The following is a 12,550-nucleotide window of genomic DNA, read 5'->3' on the forward strand; positions in this document are numbered from 1 at the left end:
CTTGTCTTGTCAGTCATATGATATAAGATTATTGGATAAGATTATTGGGTCGTATAGAAAAGGAGCCTCATTGCTCTAGCTACAGTCGTACGCTAGACCAATGAGGCTCTTTATATGATAGCGTGATATACGCCTCTGCTATCAAGCGAGACGACTATCCGAGATATGCCTTTAGGTACTCGCAGCGATCAGACTGCTTGAGACGACGGATCGCTTTCTCCTTGATCTGACGCACACGCTCACGAGAGAGCTTCGTGCGCTCACCGATCTCCTCGAGGGTCATCTCAGGACAACCGATACCGAAGAAGCAGCGTAGCACCTCCGCCTCTCGATCACCCAGCTGCTCGAGGATACGATCTATCTCGGCTGAGAGCGACTCATTAATCAGACTGCTATCGGTAGAGGGGGTGTCCTCATTGACCAAGACGTCCAGCATATTATTCTCCTCGCCCTCTACAAATGGAGCATCAAGCGACTGATGCTTGCCCTGCACCTTGAGCGCCTCACGGATCTTGTCCTCGGGGAGCTCTAGCTCGTCAGCAATCTCCTGCGGACTAGGACGACGACCATTGAGCTGCTCAAACTTGACGATCGCCTTATTCATCTTCTGCTGCAGACCCACCTGGTTGAGTGGCAGACGCACGATGCGTGACTGCTCGGCGAGTGCCTGCAGGATAGACTGTCGGATCCACCATACAGCATAGGAGATGAACTTAAATCCACGTGTCTCGTCAAACTTCTCGGCGGCCTTGATCATTCCAATGTTTCCCTCATTGATCAGGTCAGGCAGGCTCAGTCCTTGATTCTGATATTGCTTTGCCACAGAGACGACAAACCGGAGGTTGGCCTCGACCAGTTTGTTCAATGCACGCCGATTACCACGATGTATCTCACGCGCCAGCTCTACCTCCTCCTCGGGAGATATGAGATTCGTCCGCCCGATCTCTTGCAGGTAACGATCTAGCGATGCACTCTCACGGTTGGTAATCGACTGATTGATTTTTAATTGTCTCATTGCCATAGCTACACTCGATTTAAAGGGTTAACTCTACGATGCGCTCACGCACTCTAATCATCCATAAGAGAGCGCTGTACGCAAAGGGGTACAAATACTCAGTGTACTCAAACCGAATGCAAAGGTAGTAAAAACAAATGACACTGCCACTTTGCCCAACAAGCCGAGCAGAGCTGTCAATAAACAGGGGCATATATGGATCAATACTCGCTACGTAGCACTATAGCTACTCCGACACCTCTCTTGATGTCTCCATATCTCTCGAGGAAATCGGGAATCCCTAGGGAGCAAACGGAAATTCTCCACGGAGGGACGAAATAAAAGTTCGGAAGAATGAAATGAAACTTCGGAAGAAGCAAATCAAAGTTCGGAAGAATTTCTCCAGTCCTCGCTGGATAATCAAAAATCCCCACCGAAGAATTGCCCGATTTCCTTGATAGTGACACAAATGCTCCCCTCCCCTATGCTGCGTCACCTGAGCCTTTTCTAGCTTCTGCGAACTAGGTTGTATTGGATTAGTCGTTTTGCGAAATCTATAGAAAGAAAAGAAGTTTATGTTTTACAAAATAAAATAAGTATATTTGCAGGTGAGACCTTTAGTTAGCGCCTCTACTAAATAAGATTCACTTTCAACACAGCATTCTTACTTATGAGAAACTCTATTTACCCTATCTTTCTGCTCTGTTGGCTACTCTCTCTCATGAACGTAGACGCTCAGAATCAGAATAAGATAACCCTACAAACCACAGCTTCTATTGGCAGCAAGATTGAGCTAAAGATAGTCGCTGACAAGAACGCCTACAAAGTCGCTGGAGCTGAAAGCTCCACTTATGCAGGTAGCGAGAGAACTAGCTACAAGGTCACCAGTCAGACGATAACTATCACAGGTGATGTGAAGCGACTAGACTGCAACAACAACCCTATAGTAAGTATTGACGCCTCTCACTGTACTACACTCACCTCTCTAATGGCGAGCAAATGTCAACTCAAAAGTGTGAGCCTCGCTACTTCCTCTAAGCTGAGCATGCTCTCACTAAACGACAACTCTCTTGAGTCATTCAAGCTAGAGAGCTGCCCTGAGCTGAAAAGTCTCTATATCCAAAACAACAAACTATCATCTCTAGTGATAACTGGAGCCTCCACAAAGCTGAGTACGCTGATGACCTACGGGAATGCGCTCAAAGGAAGTGCCATGAAAGAGTTCTTAGAGTCGCTACCCGATAGAAACAGCACTTACTCTGGGAGCTTGTACGGCATTGATACAAAGCTAGCATCTGAGAACAATAGTATTACCAAAGATGATGTCGCATTTGCAACAGCAAAAGGATGGGAGATGTGGGATCTAAATGGAGGAAACAGCATAAAGTACGAAGGTTCTGCCCCTGAAAATGACATTGCCACTATCACCCTAGAGACCGAACGTCCTATAGGAGAGAAGATTGAGCTAGTCATTCTATCAACAGATAATGAGCCCATCCAGATAGAAGGAGCTACTGGAGACTATGAGTCTGGAAAACCAAGTCAATACGTCATCAACGCTTCTAAAATCACTTTCAAGGGGCAAATAGAAGAGTTCAACTGTCGCATAAATAGCAAAATCAAGTCTCTAACCTTCCTTCAGGCAAAGCATCTGAAGAAGATTACATGCCAAGAGAATCTACTGGAAACTTTAGACTTGCAGGGATGTGAGGCGCTTGAAGAGCTCAGTGTAGCAAAAAACAGACTCCGTGAGATATCTTTACGCGAGGGCAATGTTCTAAAGAGTATTACATGTAACGAAAACAAACTTCAATCTTTAGACCTTAGTGGACAAGGAGGCTTGACATCAGCCATTGTGGGAGGGAACCCCTTGACTCATATTGACCTGTCTGGATGCCACGCTCTACGAGAGCTAGTTGCCAGCAACTGTCAGCTCACTAGCCTAAATCTCCAAGACTGTCCTGTATTATATCGTCTAATCGTCTACTGCAATAGGGTCAAATCTGCAGGTATGGAAGAGCTAGTTGCTTCTTTGAACGAAACGCCTTTGACCGATCGGGACAAAGTGTTTTATGCTCTTGACAAGAAGAGACCTGAAGAAGTCAACTCTATCACTAAAGAGCTTGTACAGCAAGCTGTCAAAAAAGGCTGGAAAGTCTTTGACTACAATTACTTCAACCCTCAGCCTTACGAGGGTGACGAAGAGGATTGTGTTGAGATCAACGCCTACTCATCTAACAGCCAAAAGATCTCTGTCGAAGTCACTGGAAAGAACATTCATTTTGAAGGAGCTGAGGTTATCCTACAGGAAGGTTCTCGCTACACGATACAGCCCAGTGCTCTTCCCATCAAAATCTTAGGAAGTCTTAAGACGCTAAAAGTAAAGGACTCTAGTCTTAAGGAGGTGTCGCTACGAGCTAGAGACCTTGAGATCCTTGATCTATCAAACAATCGGCTTACTCGGGTAAATATCCAAGAGCTACCAGATATCAGGACGATGCACCTTCACAATAATGAGCTCTCGGAATTGACACTACCTAGACTAACTCACCTTCAGACGCTCTCAATCTACAGGAACAAACTTACAAACAAGACGATCCAAGGAATCTTCTCTCAATTAAACGACAGAAAGGAGCAAACTCGAGGAGAAGTCTATGCCATAGATACTAAGGACCCAAATGAAAGTAACGTAGTTACCTCCTTAACAGTAAAGATAGCTACCGACAAGAACTGGGCTGTCTACGACTACAAGGCAGGTAGTAGTGAGGTATACCCAGGGAGTCAACCTCGTCTTGGTGACGGACGTATATCCTGTACGACGACCCTACCGACAGGTAGCAAGATACAAGTTGATCTAGCCGTAGAGGGCGCACTAGAGATTGAAGGTCTACGTGGTGAGCTTTCCGATGCTGGGTTAAGTACCTTCGAAGTCACAAACCCCACCATTACATTCAAGGGAGATCTCAAGAAGCTCTATTTGCAAAGTGCAGAGATTACCACCTTTACTCATAGTCACTGCACGATGCTTGAAGAGCTCTCTTTAGTAAAAAACAAGCTCACTGAGATTAGCCTTGACGGACTTCCAGCGCTACGGTATCTATCTCTCTACGGTAATGCTTTAACAAGACTAGATCTCTCTACTGCAACTAGTCTAGAGGATGCTTATGCCTTTGGCAATAACCTTTATGAGATCAAACTAGGGGCTAACAAGAACCTAAAGAAGCTCTGGCTAAACGACAACAAGATTAAGACCTTTGAGGCTATAAACTTACCTGCTCTAAAGGAGTGCTCTATCGAAAACAACAGTCTTGCATCTGCCAAAGTGTCTCGTTGTCCTCAACTGGAGCAGCTACGCCTCGCACGCAATGCTATCAAGGATCTTCGAATTGAGGAGGTCCCTGCGCTAAAACAGTGCTACCTACACTCTAACGAGCTCAGCTTTGCAACTACAAAAGAGCTCGCAGAGACGTTGCCTACACTAGACTCAGATGGGGGAGTCATCACAGTCATCAACAATAGAGATGCCAAAGAAAAGAACCAGGTAGGACAGAACGCTGTCTCTACTCTAAAGAGTAAGAACTGGAGAGTCTATGACTACTCCGATGGAAATCTAGAGCCCTACATTGGTACTTCCTCCGAAAGAGTAGTAAAGGCACAGCTCCGCATAGCTTGGGTGTCAGACAGTGAGTTAATGCTCCAGGTACCTGAGGACCTAATTGAATCTACATTGTATCTCTACAGCGTCTCAGGGGAGTGCATTCAAGTAGAGCCTATCACATCCACCCAGCAGAAACTGTCGTTACCACAAGGAATGAATACCCTTCTGATACTCAAAATCGGAGCGTATACTATCCCCTTGATTCGATAGTGCTATGACTTCTGACTCTTTATCGTGATTCCACTCGCCATAAAGATGCCATAACAACATACGATAACCTAAGGTAGTTAGTTCTTTCCTTAGGTTATCGTATTCATTTCTATCTCACAGCATCTGCCTACTCTATGGAGAGATAAGTGTCCCAAAGTAGGGCTGCACTTTTTGTAAGAGTGTAGGTGTATGCGGTGTCTCATTATTTAGTACCTTTGCAGTCACAAGTAGGGACTAGTCGCCGTGTAGCGGTAGCCCTATCGGGATGTAGCACAGTTGGTAGCGCGCCACGTTCGGGACGTGGAGGTCGGAAGTTCGAGTCTTCTCATCCCGACTCCCAGCAGAGTAATCACTGCATAGGACTATAGCATCGATAGATAGGAGCCCTCATAGCAGGCGGGATGGGTTAAAGTGTTTTGATAGCGACATCATACCCACCCATCGGCTGATATGAAGACTCCTATCTCTCTTTTTTGCTACCTTTGTGTAACTTCTGAAGTCTGTGCCTAGGGGTATACCTCCCCGTCACCACGTAATAAATTTGTCACTTATGACTACTGAAAGACCATTGCACTATCTAGATCCACGCAAGTCTGTGCGATTTCTAAAGGATATTCTGATTATCTTCGCCGGCGTTGCCATCTATACGTTTGGCTGGACAGCTTTTGTCCTCTCACAAGACATCACCTCAGGGGGCTTAGCGGGGCTTACGACAATCATTCAGCTGGCGACAAACATCCCCGCCAGCATTCCCTACAATATTATCAACGTCGGCTTGCTACTGCTAGCGATATGGATCTTGGGGTGGCGCTTCTCTATGAAGACGGTCATAGCGGTCTTAATGCTTGCCGTGACAATCCCCGTGGGGCAAGCACTCTTTACCCCAATGGAGGGGCAAGGTCTAGAAGTGTACAACAATCTACCCACTTGGCTCACGAGTACACTACCTAACTTCGGACCTCTCCTGGCACCCGATGAGCCTTTCGTCGCCCTCATCGTCGGAGCAAGCCTCTGTGGTGCTGGTCTGGGCTTGGTCTTCTCTGCCAATGGTAGTACGGGTGGCACGGACATAATCGTGGCTATCATCAATAAGTATAGCTCGCTCTCACTGGGACGTGCTATGATCTTTATGGATGCGATCATCGTCACAACGGGAGCTGTCGTGAGCCACTTCTTCGGACCTCAGTACAGCTGGGGTACCGCTCTCGGCAAGCTTGCTTTCTCTTTTATAGAGATTACCATCGTGGGGCAGATGCTAGACTATATTATGGATGCCAACAAGCAGTCTGTGCAGCTGCTCATCGTAAGTACCAAGTACGAGCAGCTCAGCGAAGCGATAACGCAACGACTAGGGCATGGGTGCACCATACTCCACGGCGAGGGTGGCTATAGTCATCAGCCGATGCACGTGGTGCTGGTAACCATTCGTAAGAACCTAAGAGGTGGTCTCTACCAAGTGATTAACTCGGTAGATCCTGATGCCTTTATCTCCGAGTCTACGGTGCATGGCGTATATGGACAAGGCTTTGACTCAATCGAGAGGGTGACTGGACGAAAGAAGAAGTAACAGGGCCTCCGCCCCCTCACTTTTGAAACAACTCAATGGAACAGAAACCAGACCTACTAGATAAGATAGACTGCCCACGATGCAAAGGCGTAGGCTCGCGCTGCTGCAAGCTCTCCACCTTTGATTGGCTGGCTGATCTGCCCGATGGGGTGCAGCAACAGGAGATCGTTGAGGTACAGTTCAAGAATACTCGCAAGAACTACTACCGCAACGTAGACCACCTAGACCTCAAGCGAGGAGACTACGTAGTCGTTGAGGCTGACAGCGGAGGCTATGATGTCGGCATGGTAGCGCTTACGGGGACACTCGTCTCCACTAGAATAAGGACAAATCACGATGAGCAGTATATAGACAGTGCTAAGGTCATCTATCGCAAGGCTCGCCCTGCCGATATGGATCACTACCGCGAGGCTAAGCTTCGTGAGCACCAGACGATGATTGAGTCTCGCGAGATAGCCACTTCGCTAGGACTGGATATGAAGATAGGCGATGTGGAGTATCAAGCCGACGGGACGCGCGCCATATTCTACTATATAGCGGATCAGCGAGTAGACTTTCGCAAGCTGATACGGCTTCTAGCAGATGCCTTCCACATACGTGTGGAGATGCGTCAGATAGGCGCTAGACAGGAGGCTGGACGTATCGGTGGAATCGGTCCTTGCGGACGAGCGCTCTGCTGCTCGACCTGGCTCTCACGCTTTAACTCTGTCAGCACGGCTGCGGCTCGCTTTCAGAACTTAGCCCAGAACTCACTCAAGCTCACTGGACAGTGTGGCAAGCTCAAGTGTTGTACCAACTATGAGGTAGATGTCTATATGGAGGCGAAGAAGACTTTCCCCTCAAGTCGTACGACCCTAGAGACGGAAAGTGGCACCTACTACTTCAACAAGTGCGACCTCCTGGCGGGAGAAATCACTTACAGTCTAGCTCCTAAGAGTCTTGAGGAGCCTGAGACCATATCTGTGGAGCGGGCTAAAGAGATCATAGAGATGAACCAGCGTGGCGAGATCCCCGAGACGCTCTCTGACCAGCAGGAGGCTCCGAAGAAGCCTAAGGACATACTCTTTGACAATGCGATCAACCGCTTTGACCAGCCCAAGAAGCGTAAGCGTCGTAAGTCAAGGAAGAGAGAGCGCATCAGCTCTGAAACACCGCAAGCCAAGGGAACCAACCTAGAGAGCGACCATACTGAGGAGCCTCAGGACGGGCTGGCTGCTACCGAAGAGTCTGCCACGCAATCACCTCGTAACCCGAGACGCAAGCCTCAGGCAGGCAATCGTCGTCGCCGTCCACGCACGAAGCCTCAGGAGGAGTAGCTCACGACCGCTAGATCACTTATAGCTATGAGCAGAGGGCGCAGAGGAGGTGTCGTAGGGTGGGTAGCTCTGCTGTCTATCCTGACTCTCCTATCTCTTGGCTCCTGCCACTATACGGCTTATCAGGAGCAGATGCAGACCGAAGAGATACCCGAGGGGAGATGGTCTGCCGAGCATACCATCACCTTTGATAGTTTCATTGAGCGACCCCGGTCGCCCCACACGCTCTACCTTTACATACGCTACAACAGTCGCTACGCATACACTACCCTACCGCTCACCGTTCGCCTCCGCTCTGCTCTCGGGTGGAGCGCTACGACGACACTGGCACTACCTCTCACCGAGGAGCCTGGCAAGTGGACCGGAGAGGGCTACGCACTACGACAACAGCTCTACAAAGTCAACAGCCTTCTGACACCTCCCCACCCAGGGCTCTACACCATCGAGCTTAGACAGGCGACTGGTCAAGACACCCTCACGGGCATCGAGACGATCGGTGTCGCTTGGGTCGCTAACGAGCTATAGCCCACGCCGAAGCTAGACTTTGCAGACCTTGTTGTCCGCTACAAGGATGCGACATACCTACAATATGCGATGCCTCTTAAGGTCTTGACGGATTGCCGTGTAAGGAATTTGTACTACTTTTGCTTCCTCAGACAAAACGCTGTAACCATATGACCCAACGCTTTTCTTTCTTCTTTTTTCTAGCCTTAGGCGTAATCCTCTCTATGAGCACGCTGTGGGCTAAGCCTCGTACAGAGACGCAGGCTCGCCTCATAGCCGAGCAATATACTACACAACGACTTAGCAGTCGTGAGCTAGCCTCTCTGCGCTCTGGCACTACGCCTTTGCTAACGCTCGTGTCAGCCCCCTCCGCAGACGCCGATGGTATGACCGTACGTCATCAGACGATGGCTCAGACTGCGCAAGCTCATGCCTCAGCATACTATGTATACAATATAGGTAGCGAGAGAGGCTACGTGATGGTCTCGGGCGATGATCTACTCCCCGAGGTAATCGCCTATGCCGACGCTGGAGCCTTCCTTCCTGATGAGGAGCAACCAGCGCACATTGCCTCCTTTCTCGCTCAGGTGCGAGCCTCTCTACAATACTTAGTAGAGCGTGGCAAGCCCGTAGTGATGCCCCGCACCTCACAGCTACATCCTGAGGGGGTGCCTCCTCTCCTTGGCCAGATTCGCTGGGGACAAGATTACCCCTTCAATACGCACTGCCCCGACAAGAATGGAGGTAAGTCTGTCGTAGGTTGTGTCGCAACAGCTATATCACAGATCCTACGCTATCACCAGTGGCCTGACAAGGGAGTAGGTATCTGCGAATATACAGAGGACGATGGCACGAAGCATCGAGTCGACTTCTCGCAGACTACTTACCTCTGGAAAAATATGCCTGAACGCCCTAATCCGCGGTATGAGAAACAAGATGTGACCGATGCGCTCTCTACGCTATGCTATCACGTCGGTGTCCTCTCACACATGCAGTATAGTCCTGCGGGTAGTGGCACCTTCACGCAATACCCTAAGGAGGGACTAAGCCAATACCTCAAGTACAGCAAAAACATCCAGCTACTCAACCGCATGAACTACAAGATTGCTGACTGGATGGACATCATTGCCAAGGAGCTCAACGAAGGGCGCCCCGTCTACTACGCTGGAGCCAGTAGCACCGTAGGACACGCCTTCGTCTGCGATGGCTATCGGCAGGACGGGTACTTTCACATCAACTTCGGGTGGAACGGTATGGCGGACGGATTCTTCCTCCTCTATGCTATCACGCCTAGGACGCTAGGTACTGGTGGAGGCACCTCCTACGATGGGTTCAATAACTTTCAAGAGATCATGATCGGCATAGAGCCGGACCGTGACGGGTCTTCGAAGCGCACCGTCAGTGAGGATATATCAGCACTTGCCCTAGCCGTGTCGTGCGATGACAATAAGACGATTGCGCTCAAAGATGTCGTCCTCGAGCTGGGCTCTGCCGTCCAGTACAAGACGCAGCTCTGCCTCGTCATCACACCCACTCAGGAGGGAGCCCAGAGTAAATACGGAGCACTCGGTGAGGAGCAAGAGCTAGAGTATCACAACTACTATACTTACTCAGAGAAAAGCCTACACCCCGTCCCCTCCGTTGACCTCACCAGCCTAGGTCTACCCACACGGAATGCGAGCTACATCGTGACGCTCGCCTACGTTGGCAATGGCGGTAAGCGCATCCCCGTGCGCCACTACAATGGTGGTGTCTCTGAGGTGACAGTCACCTTTGACGCAGACGGCAAGGCTCACTGCACCTCCCCCCAGATGAAGCCTAGACTAGCTTTGTCCGAAGTCAAAACGCCTGACTTACGTGGCTACAGCAGGAGCTCGGTCACACTCTCCATTGACAACCTGAGCCAAGAGGAGTACTTCTCGTCATGGGACTGCTACTTTGAGGACATGAAGGGTGACCAAACCTTCCTAGGAGCGCCCTCCGCATTGTTGAGTCCACAGGTAAAGCAAGAGATACCCCTAAAGGTCCCTAGACTATCACTACCCGCTGGCACCAAGGGCAACATACTCCTCAAGGGAAGCTACATAGATGCCGATGGTAGCGACCAAGACTACATCATACGCTCCCGACAGCGTCTAGAGGTACTCCCAGCCAAAGACGTCTACAAGGCATCCTCTCTCAGGTGTGTCGCTCAGCGCTCTCTAACGGGAGCTATAGAGTATGCTCCAGGAGTTCACGATATGACCTTTGAGGTGAGCAATAAGGGCAAACTTTCGAGAGGCAAGATGCTCATTCAGTGGGCACTCGTACAGACTAATCTAAAAGATGGGGATGCTATACGACAGAAAGGTTCTGGTTTCATTGAGAATCTTAAGAAAGATGAGACGCGACAATACACTATAAAGTCCTCTCAGTGGACAGATGTGGCAAAAGGCTCTGACTACTACCTCATCGTCCAGCTGTACGACATAGTTGAGAGCTTCGGATCCTATAGATATGGAGAAAAAGAAGGCGAACTGAACCTCCCCATAGCTATTGTAGACCAGCTCTCTCCGGCCATCAACGAAGAGCTTTACGTATCACTAGAGAAGGAGTCTGACCGTGCATATCCCATTAAGGTCAATGTAGCAACCCCCAGTATGATTCGCCTCAATGGACTAAGCCTCACGGGGATATCACAAAAAGATGGAGTCTACCATATCGACGGTAGAGCTAGCGATGGGCGTACCGCCATCATCGGCGCTTTCAGCTCCCTAGAGTTTGATCAGAAAGACAGCTCCACGGGAATCATCGAGGCCGACTTCTCTCACGCCTCTCCCCTCTTACAGCACGTATCTATATGCCATAGCAAGATAAGAGGTGAGGCGATGACCGAGATGCTACAGTCACTACCCGACCGCTCAGCAACCACACCTGGTACCATAGCACTTATCGACACCTCCAGACCTGACCTTGAGGGCAGCATCTGCACCCCAGAGCAGGTAGCACTGGCAGCACAGCGTGGCTGGACCGTCACCGATCAGCAGGGGAATGCTTATACGGCTATTGATACGCCTGCGGAGGCAATGCAAAGTGACTGGGCAATCTATCCGATGCCTGTACGGGATCAGATGACCGTCGTGGGGCTTCCTGCGACCAGCTCCGTGACGCTCTACACGCTACAAGGTGAGCGACTGCTAGAGGCGGTCACCCCTGCCAGTGGTCAGCTACAGATTAGCCTAGCACACCTACCCAGTGGCACCTACATTCTCGCTACGGCGCTAGGAAGTCGACGTGTAGTCATCGTCCACTAATCCTTACGAGCCCACGGCTCAACGATAGAGCGGCACCATGCTCCATAGCTTATGCTTGGGGCGTGGTGCCGCAGTAGTTTGTATAGCGACGGGGTGCTGTGAGCCTGCAAGGCTTAGCCCAAGTTTCACGGCAAAAATGAATTTCGGGGCGTTTTGCCACGAAACTAGAGGAGGCGAGAGTCGTAACTCTCTGTGTGTCAAAGGGAGCTTTTGGCGAACAGCTCAATGGGTTGACTGAACACGAACAGGCTAAGGCTGATGAGTGGTGGAATAGGATGATTCAGGAATGCGCTCTACACGATTACAGATCAACTCTTTGCCATCAAGGAGCAACTTGAACAACATCTTTGTATGATGACTGAAGCTTCTATGAACAGACAATGGCGCAGTCGTTTTTTTAGGCAGAGCCATAGAGCGTTATCCGTCAATTGCACGCAACTACGAGATCAACTACATCCGCAGTGAGGAGAAGCCCCTAGAGATGCAAGAGGTGGCTTGGAAGATCAAAGACCTCTCCAAGGTAGAGGGCGGTCACGGCGTTTACTTCCTGCGCACCAACGTCCGTACACTAGACGAGCGCACTACCTGGGACTACTACAACTTAATCCGAGAGATAGAGTGCACGAATCGTCAACTCAAGACGGACTTACACTTGCGCCCGCTCTTTCACCAGACGGATCAACGCAGCGATGCTCATCTCTTCTTTGGCTTACTCGCTTATTGGGTTGTCAACACCATACGCTGTGGACTGAAAGCGCAGGGCGAGAACTGCTACTGGCGGGAAATCGTCCGACGTATGTCGACACAGAAGTTAGTCACCACAGAAGGCGTCAACCCGCTGGGCGAAAAGGTCGAAATGCGACAATGTAGCAAGCCCTCGAAACAAGCGACCGAGATCTACCAAAAGCTAGGTTTACGAAAAGCCCCCTTCAGGAAAATAAAAATCTGTAGGACACAAAGTCCATAACTCAAACGCTCCCGCCCGCACTCAGCGACCATTACACGTTC

General features: G+C 49.8%; 7 protein-coding genes and 1 tRNA gene. 7 read left to right on the forward strand and 1 reads right to left on the reverse strand.

Annotated features, from left to right (window positions below):
- Positions 1–154: 154 nt before the first annotated feature.
- Complete coding sequence (locus Q0X57_RS04775; RefSeq protein ID WP_297728421.1) at positions 155–1,015, reverse strand: RNA polymerase sigma factor RpoD/SigA; 861 nt, start codon at positions 1,013–1,015, stop codon at positions 155–157.
- 1,246 nt (positions 1,016–2,261) lie between these two features.
- Between Q0X57_RS04775 and Q0X57_RS04780 the strand changes: the two genes are divergently transcribed.
- The 7 genes from Q0X57_RS04780 (at position 2,262) to Q0X57_RS04810 (ending at position 12,509) form a co-directional block, all read left to right on the forward strand.
- A complete protein-coding gene (locus Q0X57_RS04780; protein WP_297728423.1) occupies positions 2,262–4,862 on the forward strand; it encodes a hypothetical protein in 2,601 nt (866 codons plus the stop codon).
- 261 nt (positions 4,863–5,123) lie between these two features.
- Positions 5,124–5,196: transfer RNA gene (locus Q0X57_RS04785), tRNA-Pro, on the forward strand.
- Between the two features lie 216 nt (positions 5,197–5,412).
- The gene (locus Q0X57_RS04790) at positions 5,413–6,429 is read left to right on the forward strand and encodes a YitT family protein (protein WP_297728425.1); all 1,017 of its coding nucleotides are present in this window, start codon (positions 5,413–5,415) and stop codon (positions 6,427–6,429) included.
- 35 nt (positions 6,430–6,464) lie between these two features.
- Positions 6,465–7,745, forward strand: coding sequence for a regulatory iron-sulfur-containing complex subunit RicT (ricT, locus tag Q0X57_RS04795; protein ID WP_297728427.1), 1,281 nt, complete (start codon positions 6,465–6,467; stop codon positions 7,743–7,745).
- 27 nt (positions 7,746–7,772) lie between these two features.
- Complete coding sequence (locus tag Q0X57_RS04800) at positions 7,773–8,270, forward strand: gliding motility lipoprotein GldH (protein WP_297728429.1); 498 nt, start codon at positions 7,773–7,775, stop codon at positions 8,268–8,270.
- 203 nt (positions 8,271–8,473) lie between these two features.
- A complete protein-coding gene (locus Q0X57_RS04805) occupies positions 8,474–11,542 on the forward strand; it encodes a thiol protease/hemagglutinin PrtT (protein WP_297728431.1) in 3,069 nt (1,022 codons plus the stop codon).
- A gap of 481 nt (positions 11,543–12,023) precedes the next feature.
- Complete coding sequence (locus Q0X57_RS04810; RefSeq protein ID WP_297728433.1) at positions 12,024–12,509, forward strand: transposase; 486 nt, start codon at positions 12,024–12,026, stop codon at positions 12,507–12,509.
- The last annotated feature ends 41 nt before the right edge of the window (positions 12,510–12,550 follow it).

Source organism: uncultured Porphyromonas sp. (assembly GCF_947254915.1).
Classification (GTDB): Bacteria; Bacteroidota; Bacteroidia; order Bacteroidales; family Porphyromonadaceae; genus Porphyromonas.